Raw genomic sequence first — 14,365 nt, 5'->3', positions numbered from 1 at the left:
GGCCGGCCGCCGATACCGACAACAATTCACCGGAGTCCACAACAGCATGTCGTTCTACAAAACCCTCATCGCAGCAACCGTCCTCGCATCGAGCGTCAGCGCACACGCGCAGATCGCCGGCGCACAGCCGCTCAGCGTCACCGTCGAGCAATCGCAGGCGCTGCTCGAAGGCTGGAGCGTGAAGAAGAGCGTGCTCGGCAAGACCGTTTATAACGACGCGAATCAGAAGGTCGGCACCGTGCGCGACCTGATCGTCGCACCGGACGGTTCGGTGTCGGCGGCGATCGTGTCGGCCGGCGGGTTCCTCGGCGTGGCCGCGCACGACGTCGCGGTGCCGATCGCGTCGCTCGACGTGCGCAACGGCAACATCTACCTGCCGGGCGCGACGAAGGATGCGCTGAAGGCGACGCCGGCATTCCAGTACGCGAAGGTGCCGTCGCCGCCGAAGCCGAAGAAGATCGACGACAAGCACTGATCGTCGATGATTGGCAGCCCGGCGCGCGCAGCGCCGGGTCTGACGAACCGCGGGCCGTCGATGGCCCCGCGAGTTTGCGTGAACGTCGGAGGCCCGACGCCGCATCATGGCGCCGAACGGATTGCCTCGACGATCGATGATCGATGACGACTGGGCTGCACACCGCGCGCCTGCCGGTGCGGTGATTCGCTCGACGCCGCGAATGCCGCACATGCCGGCGATCAGGTCGCCGGCCGCTCCCTGTCCACCCACACCGCGCTGAACCCGAACGTGACCGGCCCGCTCAGGAACACGCTGCCGGTGCCGTCCCATCGAACGGTGACGTCGCCGCCGTCGCAGGTCACGCGCACCGTATCGTCGAGCAGCCCGCGCCGGATGCCGTTGACCACCGCGCCGCACGAACACGAGCCCGAACCGAGCGGCACGCCGCCGCCGCGCTCCCAGATGCGCAGGCGGATATGCGCGCGGCCGATGACCTGCACGAAATGCACGTTGGTTTTCAACGGAAACAGCGGATGCGTTTCGATCGCCGGGCCGAGCGTTTCGATATCGACCATATCGAGATCGTCGACGAAGAACGTGCAGTGCGGATTGCCCATGTTGCACGCGGCCGGTGCGCCGCGCAGCGGGAGGGCGAGCGTGTCGACGGCTTCCGCGACGGGCACGTCCTGCCAGCCGGTGCGCGGCGCGCCCATCTCGACCGTGATCAGCCCGTGCGCATCGTGCGAACAGAGCAGGCGGCCGCGGTTGGTGCGCAGCACGACCGACGCCGCGCCGGTTTCCCGCATCAGCTTCCACGCGACGCCGCGCGTCGCGCTGCCGCACGTATCGAGCGCCGAACCGTCGGGGTTCCAGAACGCGACACGGGCGGCCGCGTCGTCGCAGTCGGACAGCACCGCGAGCTGGTTGAAGCCGATGCCGTTATGCCGGTCGCCCATGCGCCGGACGGGGTCGCGGTCGATCGTGAGCGCTTGCCCCTGATCCTGGCCGCGCAGGTCGACGATGGCGAAGTCATCGCCATTCGCGTTCATCTTCTGAAATCGGATCGGCATGGCGGTTCCGGAATCGACGCACGCGAACACTGTACGTGGCTTGCCTGGCGCGATCAATCGCGGCCGAACGATGCGCATGCAACGACCATGCGCCGCGAACCTACGTAATTCTACGTAGCCCCGCATACGTAGTTATCCGCTTGTAAGTCGCCCCCGTCGCACGGAATACTACGGCCCATCGCCGCGGCCTTTGCGAGACCGCGGCGCGACGCATCGACGTCACGCGTATGCGGCCACCTCGCCGCATGCCATCAAAACCACATTGGAGACCAGGAGACGCCATGAATCGGGCTTCCAGTACCCTGCTCTGGATCGCGGTCGCGCTGCTCGGCGCGTTCTCGTTCGGAACGATCGCACTCGCGCACGGCGAGCGCGTCAGTGCCCTCTGGATCGTGATCGCCGCAGTCTGCGTGTATCTGATCGCGTATCGCTTCTACAGCCGTTTCATCGCCAGCAAGGTCATGCAGCTCGACGGGCTGCGGATGACGCCGGCGGTCAAGTACAACGACGGCCTCGACTACGTGCCGACCAACAAGTACGTGCTGTTCGGCCATCACTTCGCCGCGATTGCTGGCGCGGGGCCGCTCGTCGGGCCCGTGCTCGCCGCGCAGATGGGCTACACGCCCGGCATGCTGTGGATCCTGGCCGGCGTCGTGTTCGCCGGCGCGGTGCAGGACTTCATCGTGCTGTTCATCTCGACGCGCCGCGACGGCCGCTCGCTCGGCGATCTCGTCAAGATGGAGCTCGGCACGGTGCCCGGCGTGATCGCGCTGTTCGGCGCGTTCCTGATCATGGTGATCATCCTCGCGGTGCTCGCGCTGATCGTCGTGAAGGCACTGACCAATTCGCCGTGGGGCACGTTCACCGTCGCCGCGACGATTCCGATCGCGCTGTTCATGGGCGTCTATACGCGCTACATCCGTCCGGGCCGCATCGGCGAAGTGTCGGTCATCGGCTTCTTCGGGCTGATGGCGGCGATCGCGTTCGGCCAGAACGTGGCCGCGTCGCCGACGCTCGCCGCGTGGTTTACGTTCAGCGGCACGCAACTCACGTGGATCCTGATCGGCTACGGCTTCGTCGCCTCGGTGCTGCCGGTGTGGCTGCTGCTCGCGCCGCGCGACTACCTGTCGACGTTCCTGAAGATCGGCACGATCCTCGGTCTCGCGATCGGCATCCTGGTCGTCGCGCCGGAACTGAAGATGCCCGCGCTGACGAAGTTCGTCGACGGCACGGGCCCGGTGTGGGCGGGCAACCTGTTCCCGTTCCTGTTCATCACGATCGCGTGCGGCGCGGTATCGGGCTTCCACGCGCTGATCTCGTCGGGCACGACGCCGAAGCTGATCGACAACGAAACCAACGCGCGCTTCATCGGTTACGGCGCGATGCTGATGGAATCGTTCGTCGCGATCATGGCGCTGGTCGCCGCGTGCGTGATCGAGCCGGGCATCTACTTCGCGATGAACGCGCCGGCCGCCGTGCTCGGCTCGACGCCGGAAGCCGTCGCGAACACCGTCACGCAGTGGGGCTTCGTGCTGACGCCCGACATGCTCACGCAGACCGCGAAGGCCGTCGGCGAAACGACGATCATCGCGCGCGCGGGCGGCGCGCCGACGCTGGCCGTCGGCATGGCGCACATCCTGCACCAGGTGATCGGCGGCGAAGCGATGATGGCGTTCTGGTATCACTTCGCGATCCTGTTCGAGGCGCTGTTCATCCTGACGGCCGTCGACGCCGGCACGCGCGCGGGCCGCTTCATGCTGCAGGATCTGCTCGGCACGTTCCACCCGGCGCTCAAGCGCACCGAGTCGCTGCCCGCGAACCTGGTCGCCACCGGGCTGTGCGTGGCCGCGTGGGGCTACTTCCTGTACCAGGGCGTGGTCGATCCGCTCGGCGGCATCAACACGCTGTGGCCGTTGTTCGGCATCTCGAACCAGATGCTCGCCGCGATCGCGCTGGTGCTCGGCACCGTCGTGCTGTTCAAGATGAAGCGCGAGCGTTATGCATGGGTGACGATGGTGCCGACCGCGTGGCTGCTGATCTGCACGCTGACGGCCGGCTGGCAGAAGATTTTCGACGCGAACCCGAAGGTCAGCTTCCTCGCGCACGCCGCGAAGCTGCAGGCCGCGGTGGACGAAGGCAAGGTGCTCGCGCCGGCGAAGTCGATCGCGCAGATGAAGCGGATCATCTTCAACGACTACATCGATGCGGCGCTGGCCGGGCTGTTCATCTTCGTCGTCATCAGTATCGCGGTGTACGGCGTGATCGCCGTGCTGCGCGCGCGCCGCGAGTCGAAGCCGACCGTGCGCGAGACGCCGTACGAAGCGATGCCGGCCGCGCAGGCGCTCGGCAGCGGACGTTAAGGGGAGGCCGCGATGTTCAGCGATCTTGGCGGCGACCTGCGCAGCGCGGGGCGTTACCTCGGGCAGGCGTTGCGGCTGATGGTCGGCCTGCCCGACTACGACACCTACGTCGCGCACATGCGCGAGACCCATCCGGACCGCGAGCCGATGACGTACGAGGAATTTTTCCGCGAGCGTCAGAATGCGCGGTACGGGTCGGGAGCAGGGAAGTGTTGCTGAACCAGCCGGGCCGGTGAAACGGCTCGGCGATCGACAAGGAAGCGCCGCGATGGATTTCGCGGCGCTTTTTCATTGGCGGGTACGGCGGCGCGTATCGCACTGCGGTCGCTTTGCCGTTTGCCGGAGCGCAGCACGGCAAACTCCGGCCGCCGGTATCATAGGGTTCATTTTCCCGATGGACCCGCAGGAGAACACGTCGTGCATGTCGGTGAGCGTTTCAACAGCATTTCCCATCTCGTCGGCGCGGTGCTGTCGGTGGCCGGCCTCGTGGCGCTCGTGACGATGGGCGCGCTCGAAGGCGACCCGTACAAGGTGGTGAGCTTCAGCGTGTACGGCGCGATGCTGATCCTGCTCTACGCGATCTCGACGCTGTACCACAGCGTGCGCAACCCGCGCCTGAAAGCGATCCTGCAGAAATGCGACCATTCGGCGATCTACCTGCTGATCGCCGGCAGCTACACGCCGTTCACGCTGGTCACGTTGCGCGGCCCGTGGGGCTGGTCGCTGTTCGGCGTGAGCTGGGGGCTCGCCGCGCTGGGCATCGTGCAGGAACTGACGCTCGGGCGGCGCACGCGCATGCTGTCGATGATCCTGTACGTGCTGATGGGCTGGCTGGCGCTCGTCGCGGTGCGTCCGCTGATCCATGCGCTGCCGCCGGTGGGCACCGCGTGGCTCGTGGCCGGCGGCGTGATCTACAGCGCGGGCATCTACTTCTTCATCAACGACGAGCGCATCCGCCACGGGCACGGTATCTGGCACCTTTTCGTGCTGGCCGGCAGCCTGTGCCAGTTCGTCAGTGTCGCGATGTATGTTGCGTGAGCGGAATGCGGCGTTGATCGCGTGACGGCACGCAAGCGGCGCGTCTGCCGCCGCATGCGCTAACGGCGCGCGGCGGTCCGCAGGCGCACGGCCGGTTCGCCGGTTGCAGGCACCGCCCGCGCCGTAATCCACCATATTGTCGCGGCGAGAGCCGACAAGCCGATCGCCGTCGCCAGCACCACCCGCATCGCGGCCGGAAACGGCTGCAGCGTCGCGATGCACGCGCCGAAGATCGCCACACCAAGCGCCGATCCGCTCTGCCGCGCCGCGTTCAGCGCGGCCGCCGCAATGCCGGCGCGGCGCCGGTCGACGGTCCCGAGCGCCGGCGATGTCGCGGCCGGCGAGATGAATCCCGATGCGAAGCCGATTGCGAGCATCGGCGCGACGGCGAGCCACGCGGGCGTCGTCGCGCTCATGGCCGTCATGCCGAGCGCACCGGCCGCATAGAGCCCGAACGCCGCGCACATCGTGCCGCGCGCGCCGAAGCGTGCCACCAGCCGTCCCGAACCCAGCCCGCCGAGCGCGACCATCGCGGTCATCGGCAGGAACGCCAGCCCTGTGTCGAGCGGGCTTGCGCCGCGAACCTGCCGGTAGAACAGGCTGAGCACGAACAGCAAGCCGTAGAACACGAACGCCGACGCCATCGACACGAACGTCGATCCCGCGAACAGCCGGTTGCGGAAGAACGCGAGCGGCAGCATCGGCTCGCGGCGCCGTGCTTCGATCGCGATGAATGCGATCCACGCGACGACGCTCGTCACCGCGCCGCCGACGACCGGCGCCGAGCGCCAGCCGAGCGACGGGCCTTCGATCAGCGTGCCGATCAGCGCCGCGATCGCGACGATGGCTGCCGCCTGGCCGCCCCAGTCGAAATGCCGCGATGCGTCGACGGCGGCGCGCGCGACCGAGCGGCCGAGCCAGATGCCGGCGAGCCCGAGCGGCAGGTTCACGAAGAAGATGCTGCGCCACCCGAACAGGTCGATCAGCAGGCCGCCGATCAGCGGGCCCGACGCCATCGCGATGCCGCCGCAGCCCATCCACACGCTGATCGCCGACGCGCGTGCGGCCGGTTCGGGGAACGCGCGGTTGATCAGCGCGAGCGAGCAGGGCACCAGCAGCGCGCTGCCGACGCCTTGCAACGCGCGCGCGATGGCGAGCGCCGGTAGATTCGGCGCGACGCCGCACAGCGTCGACGCGGCGACGAACACGGCCAGCCCCGCGACATAGACGGTGCGGTCGCCGAGCCGGTCGCCGAGCGTGCCACCCGTCATCAGCAGGCTCGCGAATACGAGCGTGTACGCGTTCACGATCCACTGCAGGCCGGCCACGCGACTGCCGAACGTGTGCGCGATGTCGGTCAGCGCGACATTGACGATGGAAGCGTCGAGCAGCACGAGCGTGTAGCTCACGCAGGTCGCGGCGAGCACGCGGCGGGCCGCGGCCCGGTTCGGCGCGGCGGCTGTCATGCGCGGTCGGGCGCCGGCGTGGCGGCCTGCAGCGCGAGAAAGCCGACCCAGCCCCAGTACACGCGATGATGGGCGATCAGCCCGTCGCGCAGATCCATCACCTCGACGAGATCGACCTGGTCGCCTTCCGGCGTGGCGCGCGGATATTCCCACGTGAGCTGGCGGCCGTTCGAGAAGAACAGCCTGGTCCGGTACCAGCGCCCGAGCCGGTTGCCCGGAGTGCGCAGGCCGGCCGCGAAGAATTCGCCGATCGCGGCCTTGCCGTGCAGCACGCCCGAGCCGTGGTCGGGCAGCGTGACGACGACGAGCGGCGTTTCGAGTATCGCGTCGTCCGCGTACAGCGACATCAGCGCGTCGAGGTCGCGAGCGACGACGGCGGCATGCCAGTTTTCATGAATGCGCCGGGCATCGGCGTCGTCGTGCGTCATGGCGGGTTTCCGTATGTGTCGATAACGGAACCCACTGTATTGGCGCGACGCGGCGAGACGTTTCACGTCAGCCCGAAACGTGGATGCGGCCCTGGTTGAAGGCGGCCGCGCGTCAGCCCTTATCCGGTCAGCGCGTCGAGATTCAGCACATACGACTTCCCGATCCACACCGCGCAATCGCGATGGTCGCGCAGGTCGTCGCCGGTATTCGGGTGCAGGAAGATGTCGAGCGCGCCGTGGTTCAGCACGAGCCACGGCACGATGCCGTCGAATTGCGCGGCGTCGAACGCGATCTGGTACGACCAGGCCGGATGCGGGCCGACGAGGCGTTCGTGAAAGCGGCCGAGTTCGATGACCGCGCCGAACCGTTCGTCGACGACCTGGCGAAACGCCCAGGCCGCGTCGCGGCTGGCCGCATCGAAATAGACGTGCGCGTGCCAACTGTCGATGGCGGTGGTGTCGAGGGCAGCCATGGAAGGACTCGATAAAAAGGGGAATGCATGAGGCGCCGTGCGAAACGGCCGATGGGTGATTATCGCGCGTCCTCGCCGGTTGCGTCGTGTCACGGTCCGGCAATCCGAAGCGGATGATTTGTCCTGTATCAGAAACGGTTTGCTCCGATGAAACCGCTCCCGTGTTATCCGCGTGCGCGATATCACGCCGGAAGCCTTGTCGGCACTTGCGCTGGCCGCAATCGCACCGACAACACGTCATTTCGGAAATTGAAAAAGCGGTGCGCGTGCCGTCTCGGGTCGTCCGGAAAAGTGCGATCAGGCAGTTGAATGAAATAAAGAAATTCCATTTCGGCGGGATTCACGAATGGCGCAGATCGCACGTCGAATGCAAAGCCGAAAATATCAATTGCGAAATAGGCTATTCAAGCGGAATGCAGCGCGACATACGATGGTTTCAACGCATCGACGATCGCGATCGATGCGGGGACAACCATCTGGAGGCCACCATGCGATCCCTCGTTCCCGTTGCTGTTCTCTCCTGCGCACTCGTTGCGCTGCCCGCCGTCAGCTTCGCGCAGTCGGCCGGCTCCGACTGGTCGCCGAACGCCGCGCGGTTGAGCTGGTCGGCGGCGCGCGCCGAAACCGACGCGCAATTGATGCAGATGACGCGTGCCGGCTATCGCGCGACGACGGCCGGCAACCAGAACTATCCGCTCGCGATGCAGCGTGCGCTCGAACGTGTCCGCAATCCGGTGCCCGACCGGTCGCGCGAAGAGCGGGCCGCGATGGAAGCGCGCGCCGCGCGCGACGTGCAGGGCGGCCATCCGGTCAACGCGTTCTTCGTGAAGACCGCGTACTACCTGAAGGGCGAGAACACGTTCTGATGTCGGAGACGAACGTGGTTTGCCCGATCCGGTTCGCCGACGTCGTGCGCGCGTCGGCGCCGCGCTGGCTGCCGGAGGCGCGAGCGACGCGGCGACGCAACGACATGCACGGCGCGCGATGTCGTGCGAAGCACAACCGTCATGCAGGCCGTGGCGCTGTCGCGTGCCGCATCGCGTCGCCGGTTTTCGCGGCGAGCGACGCTCCCGCAAGCGAGCACGAATCATGAAGGCCACCCGCAAAAACCGTCGCCACGTACCGCTGACCCGCGAGTGGCTGCTGCCGCTACCACCCGTGCATGCGCGCGACATCTCGCTGAAATGCCACATGGCGCTCGTCGCGCTGCGCGGCGAGCATGGCAACGAGGCGCTGCTGATGCGGCTGCGCACGAGCGTCTATCTGGTGTTCCTGGCGATCGACGACGCGGTGTGCCCGGAGGCAGGTATCGACTTGTGCGCCGACGCGGAGCGCGCGCTCGACGCGAGCGTGGCGCGTGCGGCACAAAGCGGCGCATGGAAGCTGCGCGACGACGAGTGCGCGGTGCTCGAGCGCGTGCTCGCCGCGCACGACACCTGCGTCGCGACGCTCGCGCGGCATCGGCTCGCCGAGCTGTGGCGTCACGTCTGCACGTTCGCGTCGAGCGGCCAGCCGGCGCTCGTGGCGAACGCGGCGGAGAAGATGCGCATGCACGAGGCCGCCGAATCGCTGGCCGCGTAGCGCCGCACCGGTTTCGCGGGGAGGATGGAGGAGACAGGGCCGGCCGCACCGGCGCGGCCGATGCAATCGCGCGACGCGGGCGATGGCACGGCCGCCGCGGCAACGTGGTGCGGGCAATCAAGCGGCCCAAAACAAAAGCGCCACGGAGCGAACTCCGTGGCGCTTCATTCCTGCCCGCCTGTGCGGAGGCTTGGCCCCCCCGCGTGGCGAAACGCGCTTAGGCCGCCGTTGCCGGCTTCGCCGGCTTCTGCAGCTTGCCCTTGCCGGCGCGCTGGATTTCCTCGAGCTTGATCTCGACGTGGCGCGAGAACACGTACTCGGCCGGACGCTGCTTCGCGATCGAGATGTCCGGTGCGAACGCGCCGTCGGTCCTGATGCCCTTGCGGCTCACTTTCAGCGCCTTCAGCGGGTGCGCGATCGTGTCCATCACGGCGGTGGCCTCGAAGCCGCAGTGGACCATGCAGTCCGCGCACTTCTCGTAGTTGCCGACGCCGTAGTTGTCCCACTCGGTCGTTTCCATCAGTTCCTTGAAGGTCTTCACGTAACCTTCGCCGACCAGGTAGCACGGCTTCTGCCAGCCGAACACCGTACGCGCCGGGTTGCCCCACGGCGTGCACTTGTACGTCTGGTTGCCGGCCAGGAAGTCGAGGAACAGCGACGACTGGCTGAACGACCAGCGCTTGCCGCCTTCGCCGCGCTTCAGGATCTCGCGGAACAGGTTCTTCGTCTTGTCGCGGTTCAGGAAGTGCTGCTGATCCGGTGCGCGCTCGTACGCGTAGCCCGGCGACACCGTGATGCCGTCGACGCCGATCGGCCCCAGCGTGTCGAAGAACTTCGCCACGCGCTCGGGCACCGCGTCGTTGAACAGCGTGCAGTTGATGTTCACGCGGAAGCCGCGGCGCTTCGCTTCCTTGATCGCCGCGACGGCCTTGTCGTACACGCCTTCCTGCGACACCGAGTGATCGTGCGCCTGCTGGTCGCCGTCGAGGTGGACCGACCAGACGAAATACGGGCTCGGCTCGTAGTCGTCCATCTTCTTTTCCATCAGCAGCGCGTTCGTGCACAGGTACACGAATTTCTTGCGCTTCATGATGCCCTTGACGATTTCCGGCATCTCCTTGTGGAGCAGCGGTTCGCCGCCGGCGATCGACACGACGGGCGCGCCGCACTCGTCGACGGCCTGCAGGCATTCCTCGACGGACAGGCGCTGGTTCAGGATCGGATCCGGATAATCGATCTTGCCGCAGCCGTTGCACGCGAGGTTGCAGCGGAACAGCGGCTCGAGCATCAGCGCGAGCGGATAGCGTTTGTTGCCGGACAGGTGCTGGCGCACGATGTATGCGCCGACACGGACTTGCTGGAGCAGCGGAATAGACAAGGGATGTCCTCCTTAAACTTCGCGGGCGACAGCTTGCGTGAGCTTCGCCGGCAGCTTGAATTCGACTTTTTCCTCACGGCCCGCCATCGTCGCGACATCGACGGGCCCCAGCGCGCGCAGCGCGCCGATTACATCCTCGACCATCTCTTCGGGCGCTGACGCACCGGCGGTCAGGCCGACCGTCTGCACACCCGTGAACCATTCGGCTTTCACTTCCGAGCCGTCGGCGACGAGATAGCTCGGCACACCGCTTTCGGTGCCGATCTCGCGCAGGCGGTTCGAGTTCGAGCTGTTCGTCGCGCCGACGACGAGCAGCACGTCAACCTGTTCGCTCAGCTCGCGCACGGCGGCCTGGCGATTCTGCGTCGCGTAGCAGATGTCACGCGTGTCCGGGCCGACCAGGTCGGTGAACCGGCGCTGCAGCGCTTCGATGATGCCGCGCGTGTCGTCGACCGACAGCGTCGTCTGCGTGATGTACGCGACCGGCGTATCGACGGGCAGCGTCAGCGTAGCGACTTCGGCTTCGCTCTGCACGAGGATCACCTCGGCCGGAATCTGGCCGATCGTACCCTCGACTTCCGGGTGGCCCGCGTGGCCGATCAGGATCAGCCGGCGGCCCGCCGCGGCATACTGGCGGCCCTGCACGTGCACCTTCGTGACCAGCGGACAGGTCGCGTCGAGCACGTCGAGCCCGCGCGTTTCCGCATCGCGCTCGACCGTCTGGGCGACACCGTGCGCGCTGAAGATCGCGACAGCGCCGTGCGGCACCTCGTCGAGTTCCTCAACGAATCGCGCCCCTTTATTACGCAGATTTTCGACGACATGCCGGTTATGAACGATCTCATGACGCACATAGACCGGCGCGCCGTGCTGTTGCAGCGCGCGATCGACGATCTCGATCGCACGGACAACTCCCGCACAAAAGCCGCGGGGCTGGGCAAGGATGACTCGCATATATGAGCGAACTCCGACGACAGACGCCGGGGTTCGAGGAGCTGGCACCGCTCGCTCGCCCCGGCTTTAAGTTATGAAGGCAGGAACGAACCGGCCAGGCCAGGCCCCGGAACCCCGAATTAATCGCGCATTTTAACCCTATCGGGAAGTCCTTGCTCTGGTGCCGTGTCGGCTGTGTTGCAATTGCGGGAGAGCCGCGTCGGCGCTGGCGTGCGCGGAACCCAGTAAACTACGCGGTTTCGCGGGCGGCCGCTCCGGCTGCCCGGCGTCGCGCTCATTTCAAGGCCATTCGATGACCGTCGATTCTTATGCGTATTGCCCGGCCGCCCGTGCGGCTGCAGGCGCTTTGTTCCTGACCCCTATTAAACATGCCGGCGTCCGGCCGGAGGCGTGCCGATGATGCTGGTGCTCGCATTCCTCGTATCCGGCCTGTCGCTGATGATCTGGATCGTGCTGCTCGTCGCGCGCGGCGGCTTCTGGCGCGCGGTGCCCGCGCGGCCGTTGCCGCCCGACGCGCGCGGCGCGGCGGCCGAGGCCGGCTGGCCGGCCGTCGTCGCGGTCGTGCCGGCGCGCAACGAGGCCGACGTGATCGCCCGCGCGGCGACTTCGCTGCTCGAGCAGGATTATCCGGGCGACTTTCATCTGATCATTGTCGACGACCACAGCGACGACGGCACCGCCGACGCGGCCCGCGCGGCGGCGCTCGCGATCAACCGCGCCGACCGGCTGACGGTGCTGGCCGCGAAGCCGCTGCCGGCCGGCTGGTCGGGCAAGGTGTGGGCGCAGTCGCAGGGGATCGCCGCGGTGCAGACGCTCGGCCTGCCGGCCGACTACCTGCTGCTGACGGATGCCGACATCGGCCACCCGCCCGACGCCGTCGCGCAGCTCGTCACGCGCGCGCAGGCCGAGAACCGCGATCTCGTGTCGCTGATGGTGCGGCTGCGCTGCGATTCGTTCTGGGAAAAGGCGCTGATTCCGGCGTTCGTGTTCTTCTTCGCGAAGCTCTACCCGTTCGCGTGGATCAACAACCCGCGCAACAAGACGGCCGGCGCCGCGGGCGGCTGCATGCTCGTGAAGCGCACGGCGCTCGAGGAAGCGGGCGGCATCGAGTCGATCCGCGGCGCGCTGATCGACGACTGCAGCCTCGCCGCGCAGATCAAGCATCGCGGCAGCGGCCGCCATCCGATCCGCCTCGACCTGGCCGACCGCAGCGTGTCGCTGCGCCCGTACGACAGCTGGCGCGACATCTGGAACATGATCGCGCGCACCGCGTTCACGCAGTTGCACTATTCGCCGCTGCTGCTGGCCGGCACGCTGCTCGGGATGGCGATCATCTACCTCGTGCCGCCCGTCGCGGCGCTCGCGTACGGCGCGCGCGCGTGGCCGGCGTGGCTCGCGTGGGCGTCGATGTGCGCCGCGTATGCGCCGATGCTGCGCTACTACCGGCGCTCGCCGCTGTGGGCGCCCGCGCTGCCGCTCGTCGCGCTGTTCTATGTGGGCGCGACGTTCGCGTCCGCGTGGCGCTACTGGCGCGGCAAGGGCGGCCAGTGGAAGGCGCGCGTGCAGGCGCCGGTGGATCGCTGAGCGTTTCGCGCGCCGCCGGCGCGCGTCCCGGGACGCTGCCTTCCCGGCAGCCGGAAAGCAAACAGCCCGATCGGTGGAAACCGGTCGGGCTGTTTCGTTTTCGACCCGTCGCGGACCGATGCGTCCGCGCTTACCGCTGGGTCAGCATCATGTACATCTGGACCACGACGTCCGGTGAGAACGTGAACGGCACCCAGCCGTAGCCGGTGTGGCGGGCGACCAGCAGGCGGTCGCCGTTCGACTGCTTCTGCACGGCCATCATCGGGTTCTTCGTCGTCACGAAACGCCAGCCGGCCGGGATGCCGGGCGGCGGCTCCGGCTGCATCGACGCGCGCGCATGCGCAAGTTCCTCGATCAACTGGCCCAGTTGCTCCGGATTCAGCGTGATCGATTCGCCGTTGATGGTCAGCGTGAGTTCGTTCTGTGACGGACGCGCCACGTGCAGCGTCGATTTGTCGGCCGGGTTGGCAGCGGCTTCGGTTTCCGTCGCGGTTGCGGCTTCGGCTTGCGCCGTCGCGACGACAGCGGTGCCTGCATCGGCCGCCACATCGACTGCAGCCGGCGCAGTTGCGATCACGGCCGGTTCCGCCGCCGGCGTGCCTGCCGGCGCCGGTTCGACGACTTCGGCGGCAACGGCCGTCGCGGCAACTGCGTTCGTCGCGGCTTCCTTGACGACGGCCTCGACCAGCGCCTCGGCGTCGGCGATGGCCTTCGCGTGGTGCTGCGCGGCGGCTTCGGCCTGCGCGATCGCTTCGGCATGGCGCTGCGTGACGGCTTCGGCCTGCGCGGTGGCGTCGGCGTGGCGTTGCGCGGCGGCTTCGGCCTGCGCGATCGCTTCGGCGTGGCGCTGCGCGACGGCTTCCGCGTCGGCGGCCGCGTCGGCATGACGCTGCGCGGCGGCCTGCGTTTCGGCGATCGCTTCCGTATGACGCTGCGCGAGCGCTTCGGCTTCGGCGATCGCGGCCGTGTGACGCTGCGTGGCCGCTTCGGCTTCGGCGGTCGCTGTCGCGTGACGCTTCGCGGCGGCCTCGGCTTCGGCGGTCGCTGCCGCATGGCGCTGCGCGGCCGCATCGGCTTCGGTCGCGGCGGCGTGATGGCGTTGCGCTGCGGCCTCTGCTTCTGCGATCGCCGCAGCGTGCCGTTGCGATGCGGCTTCGGCGTCCGCATGACGTTGCGCGAGCGCTTCGGTCAGTGCGGTGGCTTCCGTATGGCGCTGCACGGCGGCTTCGGCTTGCGCGGCGGCATCCGTATGACGGTGGGCGGCGGCTTCGGCGGCGGCGGTGGCTTCCGCGTGGCGCTGCTGCGCGGCTTCGGCCTCGGCGGTTGCCGCCGTGTGGCGCTGCGCGGCGGCCTGCGCTTCGGTTTCCGCGGCAGCGTGACGTTGCGCGGCGGCCTGGGCTTCCGCTGCTGCGGCGCGCGCGAAGGCTTCCGCGCTGCGGGCCGCTTGCTGCGCGGCGTGGTGATCGTGGAGGAGCTGATCGACGCCCGTGTTGAGCGAATCGATCTGATCGTTCAGGTTCATGCGTGTCTTCTCTGCGTAAGACCCGCGATTTTACCCGCTGCGCCGGTGCCGGTC

Annotated in this window: 14 protein-coding genes; 7 read left to right on the top strand and 7 right to left on the bottom strand. The window is 67.8% G+C overall.

Annotated elements, in window-relative coordinates; translation table 11 throughout:
* The first annotated feature begins 46 nt into the window (after positions 1 to 46).
* Positions 47 to 475 carry a PRC-barrel domain-containing protein gene (locus tag LXM88_RS29500; RefSeq protein ID WP_262546842.1) on the top strand — a complete coding sequence of 143 codons (429 nt, stop codon included), beginning with the start codon at positions 47 to 49 and terminating at the stop codon, positions 473 to 475.
* Between the two features lie 221 nt (positions 476 to 696).
* Here the strand turns inward: LXM88_RS29500 and dapF are convergent, their stop codons facing one another.
* The gene (gene dapF / locus LXM88_RS29495) at positions 697 to 1,527 is read right to left on the bottom strand and encodes a diaminopimelate epimerase (RefSeq protein ID WP_262546841.1); all 831 of its coding nucleotides are present in this window, start codon (positions 1,525 to 1,527) and stop codon (positions 697 to 699) included.
* A gap of 281 nt (positions 1,528 to 1,808) precedes the next feature.
* Here dapF and LXM88_RS29490 point away from each other — a divergent pair, with 281 nt between their 5' ends.
* The 3 genes from LXM88_RS29490 (at position 1,809) to trhA (ending at position 4,925) form a co-directional block, all read left to right on the top strand.
* The gene (locus tag LXM88_RS29490) at positions 1,809 to 3,887 is read left to right on the top strand and encodes a carbon starvation CstA family protein (protein WP_262546839.1); all 2,079 of its coding nucleotides are present in this window, start codon (positions 1,809 to 1,811) and stop codon (positions 3,885 to 3,887) included.
* A gap of 12 nt (positions 3,888 to 3,899) precedes the next feature.
* Positions 3,900 to 4,106, top strand: coding sequence for a YbdD/YjiX family protein (locus LXM88_RS29485; protein ID WP_006761279.1), 207 nt, complete (start codon positions 3,900 to 3,902; stop codon positions 4,104 to 4,106).
* Between the two features lie 198 nt (positions 4,107 to 4,304).
* Positions 4,305 to 4,925, top strand: coding sequence for a PAQR family membrane homeostasis protein TrhA (trhA, locus tag LXM88_RS29480; RefSeq protein WP_262546833.1), 621 nt, complete (start codon positions 4,305 to 4,307; stop codon positions 4,923 to 4,925).
* A gap of 59 nt (positions 4,926 to 4,984) precedes the next feature.
* On the opposite strand, the gene LXM88_RS29475 is transcribed toward trhA, so the two are convergent.
* The 3 genes from LXM88_RS29475 to LXM88_RS29465 form a co-directional block, all read right to left on the bottom strand.
* A complete protein-coding gene (locus LXM88_RS29475) occupies positions 4,985 to 6,391 on the bottom strand; it encodes an MFS transporter (protein ID WP_262546832.1) in 1,407 nt (468 codons plus the stop codon).
* Positions 6,388 to 6,819, bottom strand: a complete 432-nt coding sequence (locus LXM88_RS29470) for a nuclear transport factor 2 family protein (protein ID WP_262546830.1) — start codon at positions 6,817 to 6,819, stop codon at positions 6,388 to 6,390. Before LXM88_RS29470 ends, LXM88_RS29475 begins: the two co-directional genes overlap by 4 nt.
* 119 nt (positions 6,820 to 6,938) lie before the next feature.
* Positions 6,939 to 7,292, bottom strand: a complete 354-nt coding sequence (locus LXM88_RS29465) for a DOPA 4,5-dioxygenase family protein (protein ID WP_262546828.1) — start codon at positions 7,290 to 7,292, stop codon at positions 6,939 to 6,941.
* Between the two features lie 488 nt (positions 7,293 to 7,780).
* On the opposite strand from LXM88_RS29465, the gene LXM88_RS29460 reads away from it, so the two are divergent.
* Positions 7,781 to 8,158: a hypothetical protein gene (locus LXM88_RS29460; RefSeq protein ID WP_262546825.1), complete on the top strand. Its 378-nt coding sequence runs from the start codon at positions 7,781 to 7,783 to the stop codon at positions 8,156 to 8,158.
* A 223-nt stretch (positions 8,159 to 8,381) separates the two neighbouring features.
* Entirely contained in the window at positions 8,382 to 8,873 is a 492-nt protein-coding gene (locus LXM88_RS29455) for a hypothetical protein (RefSeq protein WP_262546823.1), read from the top strand.
* Positions 8,874 to 9,090: 217 nt separating this feature from the next.
* On the opposite strand, the gene hpnH is transcribed toward LXM88_RS29455, so the two are convergent.
* Both hpnH and ispH read right to left on the bottom strand, forming a co-directional pair.
* Entirely contained in the window at positions 9,091 to 10,251 is a 1,161-nt protein-coding gene (gene hpnH, locus LXM88_RS29450; RefSeq protein WP_262546822.1) for an adenosyl-hopene transferase HpnH, read from the bottom strand.
* A gap of 12 nt (positions 10,252 to 10,263) precedes the next feature.
* A complete protein-coding gene (gene ispH, locus LXM88_RS29445) occupies positions 10,264 to 11,205 on the bottom strand; it encodes a 4-hydroxy-3-methylbut-2-enyl diphosphate reductase (RefSeq protein WP_262546819.1) in 942 nt (313 codons plus the stop codon).
* A 396-nt stretch (positions 11,206 to 11,601) separates the two neighbouring features.
* Between ispH and LXM88_RS29440 the strand changes: the two genes are divergently transcribed.
* A complete protein-coding gene (locus LXM88_RS29440; protein WP_262546816.1) occupies positions 11,602 to 12,789 on the top strand; it encodes a glycosyltransferase in 1,188 nt (395 codons plus the stop codon).
* Positions 12,790 to 12,919: 130 nt separating this feature from the next.
* Here the strand turns inward: LXM88_RS29440 and LXM88_RS29435 are convergent, their stop codons facing one another.
* The gene (locus LXM88_RS29435; RefSeq protein WP_262546815.1) at positions 12,920 to 14,311 is read right to left on the bottom strand and encodes a phage tail protein; all 1,392 of its coding nucleotides are present in this window, start codon (positions 14,309 to 14,311) and stop codon (positions 12,920 to 12,922) included.
* Between the last annotated feature and the right edge of the window lie 54 nt (positions 14,312 to 14,365).

Source organism: Burkholderia sp. S-53 (assembly GCF_025560745.1).
GTDB lineage: Bacteria > Pseudomonadota > Gammaproteobacteria > Burkholderiales > Burkholderiaceae > Burkholderia > Burkholderia pyrrocinia.
The sequence above is the reverse complement of the archived record's forward strand: the minus strand, read 5'-3'. Positions and strand labels throughout refer to the sequence as shown.